Origin of the sequence: Pseudomonas sp. XWY-1 (assembly GCF_002953115.1) — a bacterium.
GTDB lineage: Bacteria > Pseudomonadota > Gammaproteobacteria > Pseudomonadales > Pseudomonadaceae > Aquipseudomonas > Aquipseudomonas alloputida.
This window is the reverse complement of sequence record NZ_CP026332.1, coordinates 3,714,942-3,734,043: the sequence shown is the minus strand read 5'-3', so window position 1 is coordinate 3,734,043 and position 19,102 is coordinate 3,714,942. Positions and strand designations below refer to the sequence as shown.

Below are 19,102 nucleotides of genomic sequence, written 5' to 3'. Positions count from 1 at the left end.
ACGGTCGTAATATTGTTCACGAAATGTCGTGAAAATCAGTTCGAGGATATCCATCAGTGACAGACGCCGTCGCCCTCGGAGTCGCTGCCGACTCCGCCGTTGCCATGCTGTTAATCCACCCGGTAGATGATCGGGTACTGCAAGCCAACAACGCCGCGCTTGATTTACTGGGCTGCGCCGCGAATGAGCTGCCCGGTCATGCCTTTAGCCATTTTCTGCGAGGGGGAATCGCACTGTGGGTGAGCTTTACGGATGAGGTGCTGACTCAAGGCGAAGCGTGGTCGGACGACCTGCTGCTGGTGGATCTGCAACTGCGGCAAATAGCGGTGGAGGTTTCGGCTAGCGCGGTTGAGGGCGGGAAAATTGTACTGGCGGTGCAGCGCCGCGACCTTCTGGAGCAGCGCCGTAACCGTGCTGAGGCGCGCCGGCAACACCGTTTGGGCCACGTGGGGTGGGAGCGGATCAGCCAGGTGTTCGAGCGCATCCAGCAGCAAAACCGGCTGATTCTTGGCGCAGTTGGCGAGGGCATCTATGGGCTCGATACCCGGGGCCAGACCACGTTCATCAACCCCGCCGCCGAGCGTATTTTGGGGTGGAGTGCCGTCGACATGATTGGCCAGGATGCCCACCACTTGTTCCACCACAGCCATAGCGATGGACGTGCGTTCGAGGTCAATCAGTGCCCCATTCATGCTTCGTTCAGCGATGGACAAGTTCATCGCGTGGACCACGAGGTGTTCTGGCACAAGAGCGGCGAACCAATCGCCGTCGAGTACACCAGCACTCCAATCTTCGAGATGGGAAGGCTGGTGGGGGCGGTGGTGTTGTTTCGGGACATCCGCGAACGACAACGCACTGAAGCGCGCCTGCGCGATGCGCTAAGTGAAGTAGAGCAGTTGAAGACTCGGCTGGAGATGGAAAACCAGTACCTGCAGGAGGAAATCAACGCCCACGGCAATCACCACGAGATCGTCGGCGAAAGCCCAGCGGTCAAGCATTTGTTACAGCAGATCGACCTGGTCGCAGCTACCGACGCCAACGTGTTGGTCACCGGCGAGTCAGGCACGGGTAAAGAGCTTGTGGCTCGCGCTATTCATGCCAGCAGCCCCCGGCGCGACCGCCCTCTGATTCGGGTCAATTGCGCCGCGGTGCCCCGTGAATTGTTCGAGAGCGAGTTCTTCGGCCACCTCAAAGGGGCCTTCACCGGAGCGGTCAGCAACCGAGTGGGTCGCTTTGAGTTGGCGGACGGAGGTACCTTGTTTCTCGATGAGGTGGGAGAGATTCCGCTGGAGCTACAAAGCAAGTTGCTCCGTGTTCTACAGGACCGCCAGTTTGAGCCTGTAGGCGACAATCGCACCAGGGCCGTTGATGTTCGAGTTATCGCCGCAACGAATCGGGACCTGCGCGATATGGTCGCCCGAGGGGCGTTCCGGGAAGATTTATACTTCCGCTTGAATGTGTTCCCTATACGCTCGGTGCCCTTGCGGGAGCGACTTGAGGACATTCCGTTGCTCGCCAGCCATTTTCTTGAAAGGGCTAGCCTGGCGTTTAACAAACCGGGCATTCGCATGTCGCTGACCCAAGTCGCGGTGCTTCAGCAGTACGCCTGGCCAGGCAACATCCGCGAGCTTCAAAATGTGATTGAGCGACAGACCATCGTCTCCCGAGACGGTCGCGTGAGCTTTCATGAGGTTCTGGCGCCAAGCGCCCCGTCCAGTGGCCCTGTATCTTCAATTTCACAATGCCAGCCCGAGCCGACTGCCGACAAAGACTGGGAGCGGCAGATGAAACTGAATGCGATCTCTGTGCTCAAGCGAACAGCAGGGAAAGTCTCCGGCGAGGGTGGTGCTGCGCAATTGCTGGGGTTGAAGCCCACAACCCTGGCGTCTCGACTCAAAAAGTGGGGCGTTGATCCGAGAGATTACAAATAGAGCCGCTCGCGCAAGCCTGAGAAGAAACCCACTGATGCGAGCCCCAGTTGAGTGGCGGCGGGGCGGGGTTGATCTGGAAAGGAAGAATGGCCGGTGATGTGGGGCACCGGCCATGGGTGGTTAATCAGTACTCCCAGAAGATCCGCTGCAGCTCTTTGCTGTCCTGGGTCTTGGTCATTGCCACCATCGCCAGGATCCGCGCTTTTTGCGGGTTCAGGTCGTGAGCCACGACCCAGTCGTTCTTGTCATCCGGCTGTTCGGCATTACGCAGTACGAAACCACCCTGGTTGACATGCGACGAGCGGATGATCTGCACGCCGTTCTTGCGCAGTTCTTGCAGCGCCGGGACTACCCGCGACGATACCGAACCGTTGCCGGTACCGGCATGGATCAGCGCCTTGGCGCCGTTCTGTGCCAGCGCCTTGTAGGCGGTGTCGGTGACGTTGCCATAGCCATAGGCAATGTCCACCTGCGGCAGGCTGCTGATCTGCTTGATATCGAACTCGGAATTGACCGTATGGCGCTTGGCCGGCAGGCGGAACCAGTACGATTTGCCTTCCACCACCATGCCCATCGGGCCCCAGGCGCTCTTGAAGGCTTCGGTCTTGATGTTGACCGCTTTGCTCACATCGCGGCCGGACTGGATCTCGTCGTTCATGGTCACCAGCACGCCCTTGCCGCGCGACTGCTTGTCGCTGGCTACGGCCACGGCGTTGTACAGGTTGAGCATGCCGTCGGCGGACATGGCGGTACCCGGGCGCATCGAGCCGACCACCACGATTGGCTTGTCGGTTTTCTCTACCAGGTTGAGGAAGAAGGCGGTTTCTTCGAGGGTATCGGTGCCGTGGGTGATGACGATGCCGTCGACGTCCTTGCTTTCGGCCAGCTCGGCGACGCGCTTGCCCAGCTTCAGCAGGTCGTCATTGCTGATGCTCTCGGAGGCGATCTGCATCACTTGCTCGCCACGTACATTGGCGATGTCGGCCAGTTCCGGCACGCCGGCGATGAGCTTGTCGACGCCCAACTTGGCAGCCTGGTAAGTGGCGCTGTTGGCAGCGCTGGCACCGGCGCCGGCAATGGTGCCGCCGGTGGCGAGGATGACCACATTGGCCAGCTTCTGTTGGGTTTCGGCTTCTTTGGCCGAGGCGCTGGATGGCAGGATCAGCAGCAGGGCGAGTGCGCTGGGGGCGAAGGTTTTCAGTGCGGCATTCATCGTTATTGTTCTCGCTTCCTAGTGAGTTAGTTATTGAGTCGCGCAGGGCTATAGGCATTTTTCGTACCAAGGCACCACGCGTTGCCCGGGTTGGAGCGGCCTTGCGTTGCAATGGGCTGTGTAGCAGCCCCGACAATGTGTGATGTTGCACCGAGCCGCGCCTGCCAAAGGCGGCATTGCATTCGTAATTCCGAACAAATAAAGGAAAAGGTGTTCGGTTTTTCGGAAAAGACTGCATAATCGGCCCCAGCAGCACTTTGGCCTCCGAAAGCCAAACGGATTTGACAAACAACGGTCCTGTTACCATAGTTGGTCAACGCAAACGTTTGCGATCCGACAAAAAACACAAGATTCGGAGTCATCGTTCATGAAGCTGCCGTTCCCCGGTCGTGTGCTGGCCCTCGCTGTCATTTCCTCGCTTAGCCTCACCTTGCCATTGTCTGCCGCCCACGCTGAAGACAAGCCTAAGGTCGCCCTTGTCATGAAGTCGCTGGCCAACGAGTTCTTCCGCACCATGGAAGACGGCGCCAAGGACTACCAGAAAACCCACGCCGACGAGTTCGACCTCATCGCCAACGGCATCAAGAACGAGACCGACACTGGCGAGCAGATCCGCATCGTCGAGCAGATGGTCAATGCCGGCGCCAAGGCGCTGGTGATTGCCCCGGCTGATTCCAAGGCGCTTGTGTCGGCGGTGAAGAAGGCCATGGACCAGGGCGTGATGGTGATCAACATCGACAACCGTCTGGACCCTGATCTGCTCAAGAGCAAAGGCATCAGCGTTCCCTTCGTCGGCCCCGACAACCGCAAGGGTGCGCGCCTGGTTGGCGATTACCTGGCCAGCCAGAAGCTCAAGGCCGGCGACCAGGTGGGCATTATCGAAGGCGTGTCGACCACCACCAATGCCCAGCAGCGCACCGCCGGCTTCAAGGACGCCATGGACGCCGCGCAGATGAAAATCGTCTCGGTACAAAGCGGCAATTGGGAGATCGACAAAGGCAACGCCGTCGCCGCCTCCATGCTCAACGAATACCCCGACCTGAAGGCCTTGCTGGCCGGCAACGACAGCATGGCCCTGGGCGCTGTGTCCGCCGTGCGTGCCGCTGGCAAGACCGGCCAGGTGCAAGTGGTGGGCTATGACAACATCAATGCCATCAAGCCAATGCTTGAAGACGGTCGGGTGCTTGCCACCCTCGACCAGGCGGCCAGCCAGCAGGCGGTGTATGGCATTCAGGCGGCGCTGAAAATGGTCAAGGGCGAAAAGCCTGATGTGGATGCCGACAACGTCATCCAGACCCCGGTCGAACTCATCACCAAGAAGCCCTGATGCTGCCAGGAGAATCGGCCATGCCTGCATCGGCCAATGAAGTGGTGCTTGCCGCCAGCGGCCTGGGCAAGACCTACGCCCAGCCCGTACTTGGCGAGGTCAGCCTGAGCCTGCGCGCGGGCGAAGTGCTGGCCCTGACCGGCGAGAACGGCGCGGGCAAGAGTACGTTGTCCAAGCTCATCAGCGGCCTGGAGGTGCCCACCACCGGGCACATGACCTACCGCGGCCAGGCCTACGCGCCCGGCAGTCGCGGCGAGGCCGAACGCCTTGGGGTGCGCATGGTCATGCAGGAGCTGAACCTGCTGCCGACGCTGACCGTGGCGGAAAACCTGTTTCTCGACAACCTGCCCAGCCGCTTCGGCTGGATCAGCCACAAGCGCTTGCGCCAGCTGGCAACGGCTGCCATGGCTCGGGTCGGGCTCGACGCCATCGACCCGGACACCCCTGTCGGCGAACTGGGCATCGGCCATCAGCAAATGGTCGAGATTGCCCGCAACCTGATCGGTGACTGCCATGTGCTGATCCTGGACGAGCCCACTGCCATGCTCACTGCGCGCGAGGTGGCGTTGCTGTTCACCCAGATCGAGCGCCTGCGCGCCCGCGGCGTGGCCATCGTCTATATCTCGCATCGCCTGGAAGAGTTGCAGCGTGTGGCCCAACGCATCGTTGTACTGCGCGATGGCAAGCTGGTGTGCGACGAGCCGATCCAGCGCTACAGCAGCGCCGAGCTGGTCAACCTGATGGTCGGCCGCGAGCTGGGCGAGCATATTGACCTGGGCCGACGGCAGATGGGGGCACCGCTGCTCAAGGTCGACAAGTTGTGCCGCGGCGACAAGGTGCGCGAGGTGTCGTTCGAAGTCAGGGCAGGGGAGATTTTTGGCATCTCCGGCCTGATCGGCGCCGGCCGTACCGAGCTGCTGCGCCTGATCTACGGTGCCGATCGCGCCGACAGCGGCGGTATCGCGCTGGGCCAGCCGCCGCAGGCGGTAAACATCGACTCGCCCAAGGCTGCAGTGCGTGCCGGTATCGCGCTGATAACCGAAGACCGCAAAGGCGAGGGCCTGCTGTTGACGCAGTCGATCAGCGCCAACATTGCGTTGGGCAACCTGGGCGCGGTATCGCGCGCCGGTGTGCTCGATGGTGAAGCGGAAAAGGCCTTGGCCGAGCGCCAGATCCAGGCCATGCGCATTCGCAGTGCTGGCGCGCAGCAAGTGGTGGGTGAGCTGTCTGGCGGTAACCAGCAGAAGGTAGTGATCGGCCGCTGGCTGGAGCGCGATTGCCAGGTGCTGCTGTTCGACGAACCCACGCGTGGCATCGATGTGGGCGCCAAGTTCGACATTTATGGCCTGCTAGCCGAGCTGGCGCGCCAAGGCAAGGCCTTGGTGGTGGTGTCCAGTGACCTGCGCGAACTGATGCTGATTTGCGACCGCATCGCCGTGCTGTCCGCCGGCCGCCTGATCGACACCTTCGCGCGTGATCATTGGAGCCAGGACCAGTTGCTTGCCGCCGCCTTCGCCGGTTATCAGAAACGTGACGCGCTGCTGCATGATGCAGCCCCCAGGATGGATGCATGAAAACCACCCCGCTCAACAATCAGGAAGCCGCCCCCGTGCGCCGCAGCGGTACCTACTTTGGCTTGGGCACCTACCTGGGCCTGGCTGGCGCCTTGCTGGCGATGATCGTGCTGTTCTCGTTCCTCAGCAGCCACTTCTGGTCGTATGGCACCTTCAGCACGCTGGCCAACCAGATCCCGGACCTGATGGTGCTGGCGGTGGGCATGACCTTCGTGTTGATCATCGGCGGCATCGACCTGTCGGTGGGCTCGGTGCTGGCGCTGGCCGCCTCGACGGTGAGCGTGGCGATACTCGGCTGGGGCTGGGGCGTGCTGCCCTCGGCGCTGCTGGGCATGGCTGTGGCCGCATTGGCCGGCAGCATTACCGGTGGCGTCACCGTGGCCTGGCGTATCCCGTCGTTCATCGTTTCGCTTGGTGTGCTGGAGATGGCCCGTGGCCTGGCCTACCAGTTCACCGACTCGCGCACCGCCTATATCGGCGACGCCTATGCCTGGTTCTCCAACCCGGTCGCCTTTGGTGTTTCGCCAGCGTTCATCATCGCCTTGCTGGTGATCGTGCTCGCCCAGTTTGTTCTGACGCGCACGGTGTTCGGTCGTTACCTGATCGGTATCGGCACCAACGAAGAGGCCGTGCGCCTGGCCGGTATCGATCCGCGCCCCTACAAAGTGCTGGTGTTCGCCCTGATGGGCCTGCTCGCCGGCCTGGCCGCGCTGTTCCAGATCTCGCGGCTGGAAGCGGCCGACCCCAACGCCGGCTCTGGCCTGGAGCTGCAGGTCATTGCCGCCGTCGTGATCGGCGGCACCAGCCTGATGGGTGGGCGTGGCTCGGTCATCAGCACCTTCTTTGGCGTACTGATCATTTCCGTATTGGCCGCCGGGCTGGCGCAGATCGGTGCCAGCGAGCCGACCAAACGCATCATCACCGGGGCGGTGATCGTCATCGCCGTGGTGCTCGACACTTACCGTAGCCGGCGCGCAGGCCGGCGGAACTGACAACATGGCAACCATCAAAGACGTCGCGGCACTGGCGGGTATTTCCTACACCACCGTGTCCCATGTACTCAACAAGACCCGTCCGGTCAGCGAGCAGGTGCGGCTGAAAGTGGAAGCCGCCATCATCGAACTGGATTACGTGCCCAGTGCGGTGGCGCGCTCGCTGAAAGCGCGCAGCACGGCCACCATCGGCCTGTTGGTGCCCAACAGCGTCAACCCGTACTTCGCCGAGCTGGCGCGGGGTATCGAAGACGCCTGCGAGCGCAACGGCTATTGCGTGATCCTGTGCAACTCCGACGACAACCCGCAGAAGCAGCGCAGCTACCTGCGCGTGCTGCTGGAAAAACGCATCGACGGCCTGGTAGTGGCCTCGGTGGGCCAGGACGACGACCTGCTGCAAAGCCTGGCCAGTGTGCGCACGCCAATGGTCATCGTCGACCGTGAGCTGGAAGGCGTCGATGCCGACCTGGTGCGCATTGACCACGAGCAGGGGGCGTATCTGGCCACCCGGCATCTGCTGGAGCTTGGCCATCGCGACGTCGCCTATATCGGCGGCCCCGCCGAAACCGGGGTTACCCAGCTGCGCCTGAGCGGCTTCCGCCGTGCCATGGCCGAAGCCGGTGCGCCCGTGCCGGGCAGCCGTGTACTGCACTGCGACTTCACCAGCCCGGGTGGCCATGCAGCGGCGGCGCAGGTGCTGGAAGGCAAGCGGCCCTCGGCGATTTTTGCCGGCAACGACATGATCGGCTTTGGTGTGCTGCGCGCTGCAGCCGAACGCAATATCAGCGTACCCGGCGAGCTGTCGGTGATCGGCTTCGATGACATCGAGCTCAGCCGCTACGTGTACCCACCACTGACCACCGTGGGCCAGTCGATCCGCGAGCTGGGCGAGAGCGCTGCCTCGTTGCTGCTGACGCGTATCGCTACGCCCCGGCAAGGCGCGGCGGAGCAGCGCATTGTCGCCCCGCGTATCGTCTTGCGTGAGTCCACCGGGCCGCGTCCGGACCTGTTCAATGATTACCGCTAACGCTAAGGAAACGTCATGAATGCCAAGGTTGTGGTGGTTGGCAGCCTCAACATGGACCTGGTGGTCCGCGCCCAGCGCCTGCCACGGGCCGGCGAAACGCTCCCCGGCGATAGCTTTTTCACGGTGCCGGGCGGCAAGGGTGCCAACCAGGCGGTGGCAGTGGCGCGGCTGGGCGGCAGCGTGGCGATGATCGGCAATGTAGGGGATGACGACTACGGTCGGCAGCTGCACCGGGCCTTGTATGTCGAGGGTATCGACTGTCAGGGTGTCAGCACCTGCCCGGGCACGTCCAGCGGTGTGGCGCTGATCACGGTGGATGCTGCCAGCCAGAACTGTATTGTCATCATTCCCGGCGCCAACGGCCTGCTGACGCCGCAGTCGGTGCGGCGCTTCGATGCGTTGCTGCAGGCTGCCGAGGTAATCATCTGCCAGTTGGAAGTGCCAGCCAGCACCGTGGCCTGGGCACTGGCCAGAGGGCACGAGCTGGGCAAGCAGGTGATCCTGAACCCAGCACCCGCTACCGGCCCCTTGCCAGCGGACTGGTTTGCGCATATCGATTACCTTACCCCTAACGAAAGCGAGGCCGAAGCCTTGACCGGTGTGGCGGTGACCGACCAGGACAGTGCCCGGCGCGCAGGTGAGCGCTTGCTGCAGCTGGGGGCAGGCAAAGTGATCATCACCTTGGGTGCGCAAGGTGCCTTGCTGGTTACTGCCCAAGGCCATCAGCACTATCCGGCGCCGCGCGTGCAACCGCTGGACACCACCGCTGCCGGCGATACCTTCATTGGTGGCTTTGCTGCCGCCCTGGTGCGTGGGCTGAAGGAGGGCGAGGCGATCGCCTTTGGTCAGCGTGCCGCGGCATTGTCGGTTACCCGTGCGGGTGCCCAACCGTCGATTCCCTACCTGGCGGAGCTGACGCCATGAAGAAAACCCCGCTGTTGAACGTTGCCCTGTCGCGGGTCATTGCCGGCATGGGGCATGGCGATATCCTGGTGATTGGCGATGCCGGGCTGCCGGTGCCGCCGGGTGTGGAACTGATCGACCTGGCCATTACGCCTGGCCTGCCGGACTTCGCCAGCGTGCTGCGGGTGGTGCTGAGCGAACTGCAGGTTGAGCGGCATGTGCTGGCTGAAGAAATGCAGAAAGTGGTGCCGCCCGCGCTGGTCGAAATCGAGCGACTGAAGGGCAAGCTGGGCAAGCGCGAATGGCTGACCCATGAGGATTTCAAAGTGCTGTCGCGCAGTGCTCGTGCGGTGGTGCGTACAGGCGAGTGCCAGCCCTACAGCAACATTGCCCTCATCTCCGGCGTCACCTTCTAGCCGCTTCCACAAAGGACGCCGGGCTGTGTATACGCATGATTCATAGGCAACAGGAGTGCCACCCATGCTCAAGTCCCTGCTACAAGGAGTCGTCTTCATGGCCACAGCCTCCACCCTCCAGGCCGCACCCATCGACCTGATCATCGACACCGATCCCGGCGCCGACGATGTGGTGGCGCTGTTTCTGGCCATGGCTTCGCCCAACGAACTCAGTATCCGCGCCATCACCACCGTGGCCGGCAACGTTCGCCTGGACAAGACCTCGCGCAATGCCCGCCTGGCCCGCGAATGGGCGGGGCGTGAAGACATCCCGGTGTACGCCGGTGCCGGCCGCCCATTGGTGCGCACGCCTATCTACGCCGCCGACGTTCATGGCGAAGAAGGCCTCACCGGTGTACAGGTGCACGAGCCGGAAGCGCCCCTGGCCCAGGGCAATGCCGTGCAATACCTGGTCGATACCCTCGGCGCAGCCAAACCGCACAGCATCACCGTCGCCATGCTCGGCCCGCAGACCAACCTGGCCCTGGCGCTGATCCAGCGCCCGAGCATCGTCAAAGGCATCAAGGAAGTGGTGGTCATGGGGGGAGCGCATTTCAACGGCGGCAACATCACCCCGGTGGCGGAGTTCAACCTCTACGCCGACCCGCACGCCGCCGAAGTGGTGCTGGCCAGCGGCGTGCAGCTGACCTACCTGCCGCTGGATGTCACGCACAAGCTGCTGACCAGTAACGCCCGCCTGAAGCAACTGGCAGCCGTGAACAACCAGGCCAGCAAGCGCGTGGTGGATATCCTCAATGCCTACATCACCCACGACATGGACGTGTATGGCATACTTGGCGGCCCTGTGCACGACGCCAGCGTCATCGCCTACCTGTTAAAGCCCGAGCTGTTCAGTGGCCGGCGTATCCACATGAGCATCGACAGCCGCGAAGGGCCCACTTTCGGCCAGACAATTGCAGACTGGTACGGTGTGCTCAAGCGGCCGGCGAATGTGCTGTGGGTGGAGCAGGGTGATGCCCAGGGGCTGTTCGACCTGCTCAGTGCCCGTCTGGCGCGATTGGAATAGCCGCGTGCGGCGCGTAGCGCTCGAACACCTGGTCGATGAAGCTGCGTGCCGCCTCGGCACCGTTGTCGCGCACCAACAGGTCGATGGCGATCAGCAGCAACTCTTCCGGTGTGCCAGGGCTGTACGCGCTCTGGCCCTCGGCCCATTTGACCTTGATATCGGCATCGATGCTGTGGGTGCTCATGAAAAGCTCTCGCTAGGGGCCCGGAACGAAGGAGGAACACCTGACCCTGGTGTTCGATGGAGGCGGGATGCGCTCCACTTCTTGCAGCAAATCATGGCTTTGCGCCGGTGACCGTGCGGGCTAAGCATATGGCAAACACAGCACGTTGTGCAAAATCCGGTCACGATTGCTTTTCGCCTCGCTGCTGCAGTTCAGGCAGACTTGACCGGTTTTGCAACAAATGATGAGCGGAGCTGTCGGATCAGGCAGTTCCCGGACCGATTTAGGAGGCTTCATGTTTCGTACCCGTGCTTACCTGGCAACTCTGGCTGTGGCTGCTGTCCTGGCGGGTTGCAGCACTGGTGGCAATGCTGATGGCGGTGGTGCGCCGGCCGCGTCAGCGGGCAACGATGGCCGCTGCGAAGCCAGTGGTGCCGACTTTGCCATGGGCAAGCAGGCCAGCGCCGAATTGCTGGAGCAGGCACGCAAGGCCAGCGGCTCGCAGATGGCGCGCATTCTCAAGCCGCACGACGTGGTCACCCTGGAGTACCGCTCCGAGCGCCTGAACCTGAACGTGGACGAGCAGGGCAGGGTAACCCGCGTCAACTGCGGTTGATGCACGCGGGGGCAACTGCCTTGCGCAAAATGTGAAAAGCCTGCGCGGTCGCCTGTAGGAGCGGGTTCACCCGCGAACACGGGCGAAGCCCGTGCCATTCACCCTAAAGTCTGTTTCGCAGGCAATCCCGCCCCTTCAGATGATGCATCACCCATAAAAAAACCCGCCACAAGGGCGGGTTTTTTTACAGCTATCCGAATTACTCCGGACGAACCTGTGCAGCCTGCATGCCCTTCTGGCCGCGCTCGGCGACGAAGGAAACAGTCTGGCCTTCTTTCAGGCTCTTGAAGCCGTCAGATTCGATGGCTTTGAAGTGTACGAACAGGTCGTCGCCGCCGCCTGCTGGGGTGATGAAGCCGTAGCCTTTCTCATCATTGAACCATTTGACGGTGCCTTGTTGGCGATTGGACATGGGTGAATCTCCAGAACATTTAGTTTTTTCAGTGGTGCAATGCGGCCGAGGCTACGGAGCACGGGATACATCATAGTCTAATTCTGCGCATCTAGCGCCTTTTACCTTCGCAGGATATTGATCCAGCTCAAAGAATGGCTGGCCATCACCGGCTTTAAGGTTTCAGCTCTTCGGTGCGCAGGCCTGTTTCACCACCGACTGCGCCTTCTGCATCAGCTTGGCGTCAACGCCGTCCTTGCTGTCGAGGTCGGCAATCTCGGCGTCGGTGAAATTCTTTTTGATGGCTTGCGCGCCGCAGTCGCAGTGTTTTTTCGCGGTGGCAGCGTCAACGCCCTGGCCGCTGGCCACTTGCGTGCACTGGGTCATGTAGGCGGCCTCCTTCCCGGCTGGGAAGTTGCCGGCGTTCGCAGCCACGGGCAGCAGCAGGGCGCCAGCGGCCGCCAGGGCCAGAAGAGACGGAACTCGCATCACCAGTTACTCCTTGGGTTAAGGTCTCATCAAGAGTAGGTTGCTTCCCAAAGTCTGAGCGGTATTTTTCCGCGTTAGTTCACCGCTGCGGTGCAATTTCCAAATATTTCTGCCTGGGGTGCAACCCGCGTGCTAGCATGCTCGGCTTGCAGTCGCGCTGTTGCCGGCTGCAGCTATCTTTTTTCTTTCCAGTCACTCTGGTTCGTCCCTGACAAGCCGAAAGGCTTCTGCCACTGTGGGGCAGGCTTCCTTTTACCGGAAGGCAGGTCGGATCTTGTACTGGCTCATCCCAACCCACGTGACCTTTGGTAGGGGTCACCACTAGGAGAGGAGGCGCCATGCCCGTTATTACTCTTCCCGATGGCAGTCAACGTTCGTTCGATCACGCCGTATCCGTAGCCGAAGTAGCCGCTTCCATCGGCGCTGGCCTGGCCAAGGCCACCGTTGCCGGCAAGGTCGACGGCAAGCTGGTCGATGCGTGTGACCTGATCAGCAACGACGCCACCCTGCAGATCATCACCCCTAAAGATGAAGAGGGACTGGAGATCATTCGTCACTCGTGCGCCCACTTGGTTGGCCACGCCGTGAAGCAGCTGTACCCGACCGCCAAGATGGTGATCGGCCCGGTCATTGACGAAGGCTTCTATTACGACATCGCCTACGAGCGCCCCTTCACCCCAGAAGACATGGCCGCCATCGAAAAGCGCATGATGGAGCTGATCGAAAAAGACTACGACGTGGTCAAGAAAATGACCCCGCGCGCCGAAGTCATCGATGTGTTCAAGGCCCGTGGCGAAGACTACAAGCTGCGTCTGGTTGAAGACATGCCGGATGAACAGGCCATGGGCCTGTACTACCACGAAGAATACGTCGACATGTGCCGTGGCCCGCACGTGCCGAACACCCGCTTCCTCAAGGCATTCAAGCTGACCAAGCTGTCCGGCGCCTACTGGCGTGGCGATGCCAAGAACGAGCAGCTGCAGCGCGTGTACGGCACGGCCTGGGCTGACAAGAAGCAGCTGGCTGCGTACATCCAGCGCATCGAAGAAGCCGAAAAACGCGACCACCGCAAGATCGGCAAGCAGCTCGACCTGTTCCACCTGCAGGAAGAAGCCCCGGGCATGGTGTTCTGGCACGCCAACGGCTGGACCGTCTACCAGGTACTCGAGCAGTACATGCGTGGCGTGCAGCGCGAAAACGGCTACCAGGAAATCAAGACCCCGCAGGTTGTCGACCGCATCCTGTGGGAGCGTTCCGGCCACTGGTCCAACTATGCCGAAAACATGTTCACCACTTCGTCGGAAAGCCGTGACTACGCGGTAAAACCGATGAACTGCCCGTGCCACGTGCAGGTGTTCAACCAGGGCCTGAAAAGCTACCGCGACCTGCCGCTGCGTCTGGCCGAGTTCGGTGCCTGCCACCGTAACGAGCCGTCCGGCGCACTGCACGGCATCATGCGCGTGCGTGGCTTCGTTCAGGACGATGCGCACATTTTCTGCACCGAAGATCAGGTGAAGAAAGAGGCCGCCGACTTCATCAAGCTGACCCTGGACGTGTACAAGGACTTCGGTTTCAGCGACATCGCCATGAAACTGTCCACTCGTCCGGCCAAGCGTGTCGGTTCCGAAGAGTTGTGGGACCGTGCTGAAACCGCACTGGCCGACGCCCTGAACGAATCCGGCCTTGAGTGGGAATACCAGCCGGGCGAGGGTGCCTTCTACGGCCCGAAAATCGAGTTTACCCTGCGCGACTGCCTCGGCCGTAACTGGCAGTGCGGTACCCTGCAGTACGACCCGAACCTGCCAGAGCGTCTGGATGCCAGCTATATCGCCGAAGATAACAGCCGAGTTCGCCCGGTCATGCTGCACCGCGCCATCCTCGGTTCGTTCGAGCGCTTCATCGGCATGCTGATCGAGCACTACGCGGGCGTGTTCCCGGCGTGGCTGGCCCCAACCCAGGCGGTGATCATGAATATCACCGACAAGCAGGCCGATTTCGCCCTCGAGGTTGAGAAATCTCTGAACGGAAGCGGTTTCCGTGCCAAGTCGGACTTGAGAAATGAGAAGATCGGCTTTAAAATCCGCGAGCATACTTTGCTCAAGGTCCCGTACCTTTTGGTTATAGGGGACCGCGAAGTCGAAACGCAAACCGTCGCTGTGCGTACTCGCGAAGGCGCAGACCTGGGCTCCATGCCCGTCGCCCAATTCGTTGAGCTGCTGACACAAGCGGTTTCCCGGCGTGGTCGCCAAGAATCGGAGTAATGACTATTAAGCGTGAAATGAGAAACGATAAGCGTGCTGTACCGAAGGCCCCGATCAACGAGAATATCTCGGCCCGCGAGGTTCGGTTAATTGGCGCAGACGGCGAGCAGGTTGGCATCGTCTCGATTGATGAAGCGCTGCGTATCGCTGATGAAGCGAAGCTGGACCTGGTAGAAATCTCTGCAGACGCGGTACCACCCGTCTGCAAGGTCATGGACTACGGCAAGCACCTCTTCGAGAAGAAGAAGCAGGCTAACGAAGCCAAGAAAAACCAGAAGCAGATCCAGATCAAAGAAATCAAGTTTCGTCCAGGGACGGAGGATGGGGATTACCAGGTAAAACTACGCAACCTGGTACGTTTCCTTACCGATGGGGACAAGGCCAAGATCTCTCTGAGATTCCGTGGTCGTGAGATGGCCCACCAGGAGCTGGGCATGGAGCTGTTGAAGCGGGTCGAAGCCGACCTCGCCGAATACGGCACCGTTGAGCAGCATCCGAAGATGGAAGGACGCCAGCTTATGATGGTCATCGCCCCCAAGAAAAAGAAGTAATCTCCCGGGCACGGCAGGCCTGATGATTATGTGTAATTTTATCGAATGCGGAGTTCCAACATGCCAAAAATGAAAACCAAGAGCGGTGCTGCGAAGCGCTTCCTGAAGACAGCTTCGGGCTTCAAGCACAAGCACGCTTTCAAGAGCCACATCCTGACCAAAATGTCGACCAAGCGTAAGCGTCAACTGCGCGGTGCCAGCTTGCTGCACCCGTCCGACGTCGCAAAAGTCGAGCGCATGCTGCGCGTTCGTTAATTCTGGTTAAGATAGAGGAAGTTACTCATGGCTCGTGTTAAGCGCGGCGTTATCGCTCGTAAGCGTCACAAAAAAATTCTGAAACTGGCTAAAGGTTACTACGGTGCACGTTCGCGCGTATTCCGTGTAGCCAAGCAAGCGGTCATCAAGGCAGGCCAATACGCCTACCGCGACCGTCGCCAGAAGAAGCGTCAGTTCCGCGCACTGTGGATCGCTCGTATCAACGCCGGTGCCCGCACCAACGGTCTGTCCTACAGCCGTCTGATTGCTGGCCTGAAAAAGGCTTCGATCGAAATCGACCGTAAGGTTCTGGCTGATCTGGCAGTGAACGAAAAAGCGGCGTTTGCTGCGATTGTCGAGAAAGCTAAAGCCGTTCTGGCTTAAGTACCCGCGACAATCACCCGGCGGTGCTAGCGCTGCCGGGCATTGAACGTCATCGATAGGGGAAGAGCCTTCAAAGCTCTTCCCCTATTTTCGTATCTGGAGTCTGTACATGGAAAACCTGGATGCGCTGGTCTCCCAAGCCCTAGAGGCCGTGGAACGCGCTGAAGACATCAACGCCCTGGAACAGATCCGGGTTAATTATCTCGGCAAGAAGGGCGAGCTGACCCAGGTGATGAAGACCCTGGGCAACCTGCCAGCCGAAGAGCGGCCGAAAGTCGGCGCGCTGATCAACGACGCCAAAGAGCGCGTCACCGTTGTGCTCAATGCCCGCAAGGCTGCCTTTGAAGAAGCCGAGCTCAGCGCTCGCCTGGCTGCCGAATGCATTGACGTCACCCTGCCAGGCCGCGGCCAGGCCACCGGTGGCCTGCACCCGATCACCCGTACACTCGAGCGCATCGAGCAGTTCTTCACCCACATTGGCTACGGCATTGCCGAAGGCCCAGAGGTGGAAGACGACTACCACAACTTCGAAGCGCTCAACATCCCTGGCCACCACCCGGCGCGGGCGATGCACGATACCTTCTACTTCAATGCCAACATGCTGCTGCGTACCCACACCTCACCGGTGCAGGTGCGGACCATGGAGTCCACCCAGCCGCCTATCCGCATTGTGTGCCCGGGCCGCGTATACCGCTGCGACTCGGATATCACCCACTCGCCGATGTTCCACCAGGTCGAAGGCCTGCTGATCGATCGCGATATCAACTTCGCCGACCTCAAGGGCACCATCGAAGAATTCCTGCGCGTATTCTTCGAGAAAGAACTGGCGGTCCGTTTCCGCCCATCGTTCTTCCCCTTCACCGAGCCGTCTGCAGAAGTCGACATCCAGTGCGTGATGTGTTCCGGCAACGGCTGCCGCGTGTGCAAGCAAACCGGCTGGCTGGAAGTGATGGGCTGCGGCATGGTGCACCCGAATGTGTTGCGCATGTCCGGCATCGACCCAGAAGAGTTCCAGGGCTTCGCCTTCGGCATGGGTGCCGAGCGCCTGGCCATGCTGCGCTATGGCGTCAACGATTTGCGTCTGTTCTTCGACAACGACCTGCGGTTCCTAGCCCAATTCCGCTAGGCCCAATCGACGCAACTTTCAGGAGAACAGCATGAAATTCAGTGAACAGTGGCTGCGCGGTTGGGTCAACCCGCAAGTCTCCCGTGACGAACTGGTCGCCCGCCTGTCCATGGCCGGCCTCGAAGTTGACAGCGTTACCCCCGCTGCCGGCCAGTTCAGCGGCATCGTCGTGGGCGAAATTCTCGCCACCGAGCAACACCCGGACGCCGACAAGCTGCGCGTGTGCCAGGTAAGCAGCGGCCAGGAAACCTTCCAGGTTGTGTGCGGCGCCCCTAACGCCCGCCCAGGCATCAAGATCCCGTTCGCCATGATCGGTGCCGAACTGCCAGGCGACTTCAAGATCAAGAAGGCCAAGCTGCGCGGTGTCGAGTCCTTCGGCATGCTGTGCTCGGCTGCCGAACTGCAGATCAGCGAAGAAAACGACGGCCTGCTGGAACTGGCTGCCGACGCTCCGGTTGGCGAAGACATTCGCACGTACCTGAGCTTGGATGATGCCAGCATCGAAATCGGCCTGACCCCGAACCGCGGCGACTGCCTGTCCATCGCCGGCCTGGCCCGCGACGTCAGCGCCCTGTACGACACCCCGGTCACCCGCCCGGTGGTGCCAGCCGTAGCGGCCGCCCATGACGAAGTGCGCCCGGTCGAAGTCAGCGCCCCGGCTGCTTGCCCGCGCTACCTGGGCCGCGTTATCCGTAACGTCGACCTGAGCAAGCCAACCCCACTGTGGATGGTCGAGCGCCTGCGCCGCAGCGACGTTCGCAGCATCGACGCCGCCGTCGACATCACCAACTACGTGATGCTCGAACTCGGCCAGCCGATGCACGCCTTCGACCTGGCAGAAATCAACGGTGGCATCCGCGTGCGCATGGCCGAAGAGGGCGAAAAGCTCGTCCTGCTCGACGGCCAGGAAGTGGCCCTGCGCGCCGACACCCTGGTCATCGCCGACCACACCCGCGCCTTGGCCATCGCCGGCGTCATGGGTGGCGAGCACAGCGGTGTGAACACCGAAAAAACCCGCGACCTGTTCCTGGAAAGCGCCTTCTTCGAGCCGATTTCCGTCGCCGGTAAAGCCCGTTCCTACGGCCTGCACACCGATGCCTCGCACCGCTACGAGCGCGGCGTCGACTCGCAACTGGCCCGCGAAGCCATGGAGCGCGCCACCCAGTTGCTGCTGGACATCGTTGGCGGCGAAGCCGGCCCTGTGGTCGAAGCGGTCAGCGAACAGCACCTGCCACAAGTAGCCCCGGTCACCCTGCGCGCCGAACGCATCACCCAGATGCTTGGCATGGAAATGGACCCAGCCCAGGTCGAGCAACTGCTCAACGCCCTCGAGCTGACCACGACCAAGAGCGGGGAAGGGCAGTGGACCGTCAGCGTACCAAGCCACCGCTTCGACATCAGCCTGGAAGTGGACCTGATCGAAGAGCTGGCCCGCCTGTACGGCTACAACAACCTGCCGGTTCGTTACCCGCAAGCCCGCCTGGCCCCACAGGGCAAGCCGGAAACCCGTGGTGACCTGCCGACCCTGCGCCGCCTGCTGGTTGCCCGCGGCTACCAGGAAGCCATCACCTACAGCTTCATCGACCCGAAACTGTTCGAACTGTTCAGCCCGGGCGTAGAGCCGCTGCTGCTGGCCAACCCCATCTCCAGCGACATGGCCGCCATGCGCGCCTCGCTGTGGCCGGGCCTGGTCAAGGCACTGCAGCACAACCTGAACCGCCAGCAAGACCGCGTGCGCCTGTTCGAAAGCGGCCTGCGCTTCGTCGGCCAACTGGGTGACCTGCAGCAGCAGCCAATGATTGCCGGCGTCATCACCGGCAGTCGCCTGCCAGAAGGCTGGGCCAACGGCCGCGACGGCGTCGACTTCTTCGACGTCAAAGCCGACGTGGAAGCCCTGCTGGGCTACTCCGGCGCCCTGAGCGACTTCACCTTCAGCGCCGGCAAACACCCAGCCCTGCACCCTGGCCAGACCGCTGCCATCGAGCGTGACGGCAAACTGGTCGGCTACCTCGGCGCCATCCACCCAGAGCTGGCCAAGGCCCTGGGCCTGGACCGCCCGGTGTTCCTGTTCGAGCTGGTGCTGGGCGACGTGGTCGAAGGCCGCCTGCCGAAATTCAGCGAACTGTCCAAGTTCCCGGAAACCCGTCGTGACCTGGCTTTGATCGCAGGACGTGATGTAGCTTCTAGCGCGGTGCTTGAATTAATTCGTGACAATGCAGGCGAATGGCTCACAGACCTCAGGCTGTTTGATGTGTACCAAGGTAAAGGCATTGATCCTGATAGAAAAAGCCTTGCCGTCGGCTTGACCTGGCAGCATCCATCGCGCACTCTTAACGACGATGAGGTGAACACTACCCTGCAAAACATCCTCACCTCGCTCGAACAAAGGTTGAACACCACGTTAAGGAAATAACGGC

At 61.4% G+C, this 19,102-nt stretch carries 19 protein-coding genes; 15 read left to right on the top strand and 4 right to left on the bottom strand.

Annotated elements, in window-relative coordinates; all coding sequences use genetic code 11:
- The first annotated feature begins 56 nt into the window (after positions 1-56).
- A complete protein-coding gene (locus PRJ_RS17295) occupies positions 57-1,931 on the top strand; it encodes a sigma 54-interacting transcriptional regulator (protein WP_104962068.1) in 1,875 nt (624 codons plus the stop codon).
- Between the two features lie 124 nt (positions 1,932-2,055).
- Here the strand turns inward: PRJ_RS17295 and PRJ_RS17290 are convergent, their stop codons facing one another.
- Positions 2,056-3,144 carry an asparaginase gene (locus tag PRJ_RS17290; RefSeq protein ID WP_010953400.1) on the bottom strand — a complete coding sequence of 363 codons (1,089 nt, stop codon included), beginning with the start codon at positions 3,142-3,144 and terminating at the stop codon, positions 2,056-2,058.
- A 367-nt stretch (positions 3,145-3,511) separates the two neighbouring features.
- Here PRJ_RS17290 and PRJ_RS17285 point away from each other — a divergent pair, with 367 nt between their 5' ends.
- From PRJ_RS17285 to PRJ_RS17255, 7 genes are all read left to right on the top strand, one after another.
- A complete protein-coding gene (locus PRJ_RS17285; protein WP_104962067.1) occupies positions 3,512-4,471 on the top strand; it encodes a sugar ABC transporter substrate-binding protein in 960 nt (319 codons plus the stop codon).
- Positions 4,472-4,491: 20 nt separating this feature from the next.
- A complete protein-coding gene (locus tag PRJ_RS17280; RefSeq protein WP_104962066.1) occupies positions 4,492-6,045 on the top strand; it encodes a sugar ABC transporter ATP-binding protein in 1,554 nt (517 codons plus the stop codon).
- Positions 6,042-7,037, top strand: a complete 996-nt coding sequence (locus PRJ_RS17275) for an ABC transporter permease (protein WP_104962065.1) — start codon at positions 6,042-6,044, stop codon at positions 7,035-7,037. Before PRJ_RS17280 ends, PRJ_RS17275 begins: the two co-directional genes overlap by 4 nt.
- A gap of 4 nt (positions 7,038-7,041) precedes the next feature.
- On the top strand, positions 7,042-8,064 hold the full coding sequence (locus tag PRJ_RS17270; RefSeq protein WP_104962064.1) for a LacI family DNA-binding transcriptional regulator: 1,023 nt from the start codon (positions 7,042-7,044) through the stop codon (positions 8,062-8,064).
- Between the two features lie 15 nt (positions 8,065-8,079).
- Positions 8,080-8,988, top strand: a complete 909-nt coding sequence (rbsK, locus tag PRJ_RS17265) for a ribokinase (RefSeq protein ID WP_104962063.1) — start codon at positions 8,080-8,082, stop codon at positions 8,986-8,988.
- Positions 8,985-9,383, top strand: a complete 399-nt coding sequence (rbsD, locus tag PRJ_RS17260; RefSeq protein WP_003250646.1) for a D-ribose pyranase — start codon at positions 8,985-8,987, stop codon at positions 9,381-9,383. Before rbsK ends, rbsD begins: the two co-directional genes overlap by 4 nt.
- A 64-nt stretch (positions 9,384-9,447) precedes the next feature.
- Positions 9,448-10,449: a nucleoside hydrolase gene (locus tag PRJ_RS17255; RefSeq protein WP_104962062.1), complete on the top strand. Its 1,002-nt coding sequence runs from the start codon at positions 9,448-9,450 to the stop codon at positions 10,447-10,449.
- Here PRJ_RS17255 and PRJ_RS17250 read toward each other — a convergent pair.
- Positions 10,421-10,633 (bottom strand): hypothetical protein, encoded by a 213-nt coding sequence (locus PRJ_RS17250; RefSeq protein ID WP_003250649.1) that lies wholly within the window; start codon positions 10,631-10,633, stop codon positions 10,421-10,423. The two genes, PRJ_RS17255 and PRJ_RS17250, sit on opposite strands and share 29 nt — an antisense overlap.
- Before the next feature lie 274 nt (positions 10,634-10,907).
- Between PRJ_RS17250 and PRJ_RS17245 the strand changes: the two genes are divergently transcribed.
- A complete protein-coding gene (locus tag PRJ_RS17245; RefSeq protein ID WP_049587634.1) occupies positions 10,908-11,228 on the top strand; it encodes an I78 family peptidase inhibitor in 321 nt (106 codons plus the stop codon).
- Between the two features lie 199 nt (positions 11,229-11,427).
- Here PRJ_RS17245 and PRJ_RS17240 read toward each other — a convergent pair whose 3' ends face one another.
- Positions 11,428-11,640, bottom strand: coding sequence for a cold-shock protein (locus PRJ_RS17240; RefSeq protein ID WP_003250656.1), 213 nt, complete (start codon positions 11,638-11,640; stop codon positions 11,428-11,430).
- Between the two features lie 162 nt (positions 11,641-11,802).
- The gene (locus PRJ_RS17235; protein ID WP_012052881.1) at positions 11,803-12,108 is read right to left on the bottom strand and encodes a hypothetical protein; all 306 of its coding nucleotides are present in this window, start codon (positions 12,106-12,108) and stop codon (positions 11,803-11,805) included.
- Positions 12,109-12,446: 338 nt separating this feature from the next.
- On the opposite strand from PRJ_RS17235, the gene thrS reads away from it, so the two are divergent.
- The 6 genes from thrS (at position 12,447) to pheT (ending at position 19,098) form a co-directional block, all read left to right on the top strand.
- Positions 12,447-14,369, top strand: coding sequence for a threonine--tRNA ligase (gene thrS, locus PRJ_RS17230; protein WP_010953409.1), 1,923 nt, complete (start codon positions 12,447-12,449; stop codon positions 14,367-14,369).
- Positions 14,369-14,920, top strand: coding sequence for a translation initiation factor IF-3 (gene infC / locus PRJ_RS17225; protein ID WP_012052879.1), 552 nt, complete (start codon positions 14,369-14,371; stop codon positions 14,918-14,920). Before thrS ends, infC begins: the two co-directional genes overlap by 1 nt.
- Before the next feature lie 60 nt (positions 14,921-14,980).
- Positions 14,981-15,175, top strand: a complete 195-nt coding sequence (gene rpmI / locus PRJ_RS17220) for a 50S ribosomal protein L35 (RefSeq protein WP_003250667.1) — start codon at positions 14,981-14,983, stop codon at positions 15,173-15,175.
- A 27-nt stretch (positions 15,176-15,202) separates the two neighbouring features.
- Entirely contained in the window at positions 15,203-15,559 is a 357-nt protein-coding gene (gene rplT, locus PRJ_RS17215) for a 50S ribosomal protein L20 (protein ID WP_003250671.1), read from the top strand.
- Positions 15,560-15,668: 109 nt separating this feature from the next.
- Entirely contained in the window at positions 15,669-16,685 is a 1,017-nt protein-coding gene (gene pheS / locus PRJ_RS17210) for a phenylalanine--tRNA ligase subunit alpha (protein WP_003250674.1), read from the top strand.
- A gap of 31 nt (positions 16,686-16,716) precedes the next feature.
- Entirely contained in the window at positions 16,717-19,098 is a 2,382-nt protein-coding gene (gene pheT, locus PRJ_RS17205; RefSeq protein WP_004574323.1) for a phenylalanine--tRNA ligase subunit beta, read from the top strand.
- The last annotated feature ends 4 nt before the right edge of the window (positions 19,099-19,102 follow it).

Coding starts and splice junctions, on each gene's coding strand:
- PRJ_RS17290 (WP_010953400.1), bottom strand. CDS start 3,144: ATGAATGCCGCACTGAAAACCTTCGCCCCCAGCGCACTCGCCCTGCTG.
- PRJ_RS17285 (WP_104962067.1), top strand. CDS start 3,512: ATGAAGCTGCCGTTCCCCGGTCGTGTGCTGGCCCTCGCTGTCATTTCC.
- PRJ_RS17280 (WP_104962066.1), top strand. CDS start 4,492: ATGCCTGCATCGGCCAATGAAGTGGTGCTTGCCGCCAGCGGCCTGGGC.
- PRJ_RS17275 (WP_104962065.1), top strand. CDS start 6,042: ATGAAAACCACCCCGCTCAACAATCAGGAAGCCGCCCCCGTGCGCCGC.
- PRJ_RS17270 (WP_104962064.1), top strand. CDS start 7,042: ATGGCAACCATCAAAGACGTCGCGGCACTGGCGGGTATTTCCTACACC.
- rbsK (WP_104962063.1), top strand. CDS start 8,080: ATGAATGCCAAGGTTGTGGTGGTTGGCAGCCTCAACATGGACCTGGTG.
- rbsD (WP_003250646.1), top strand. CDS start 8,985: ATGAAGAAAACCCCGCTGTTGAACGTTGCCCTGTCGCGGGTCATTGCC.
- PRJ_RS17255 (WP_104962062.1), top strand. CDS start 9,448: ATGCTCAAGTCCCTGCTACAAGGAGTCGTCTTCATGGCCACAGCCTCC.
- PRJ_RS17250 (WP_003250649.1), bottom strand. CDS start 10,633: ATGAGCACCCACAGCATCGATGCCGATATCAAGGTCAAATGGGCCGAG.
- PRJ_RS17245 (WP_049587634.1), top strand. CDS start 10,908: ATGTTTCGTACCCGTGCTTACCTGGCAACTCTGGCTGTGGCTGCTGTC.
- PRJ_RS17240 (WP_003250656.1), bottom strand. CDS start 11,640: ATGTCCAATCGCCAACAAGGCACCGTCAAATGGTTCAATGATGAGAAA.
- PRJ_RS17235 (WP_012052881.1), bottom strand. CDS start 12,108: ATGCGAGTTCCGTCTCTTCTGGCCCTGGCGGCCGCTGGCGCCCTGCTG.
- thrS (WP_010953409.1), top strand. CDS start 12,447: ATGCCCGTTATTACTCTTCCCGATGGCAGTCAACGTTCGTTCGATCAC.
- infC (WP_012052879.1), top strand. CDS start 14,369: ATGACTATTAAGCGTGAAATGAGAAACGATAAGCGTGCTGTACCGAAG.
- rpmI (WP_003250667.1), top strand. CDS start 14,981: ATGCCAAAAATGAAAACCAAGAGCGGTGCTGCGAAGCGCTTCCTGAAG.
- rplT (WP_003250671.1), top strand. CDS start 15,203: ATGGCTCGTGTTAAGCGCGGCGTTATCGCTCGTAAGCGTCACAAAAAA.
- pheS (WP_003250674.1), top strand. CDS start 15,669: ATGGAAAACCTGGATGCGCTGGTCTCCCAAGCCCTAGAGGCCGTGGAA.
- pheT (WP_004574323.1), top strand. CDS start 16,717: ATGAAATTCAGTGAACAGTGGCTGCGCGGTTGGGTCAACCCGCAAGTC.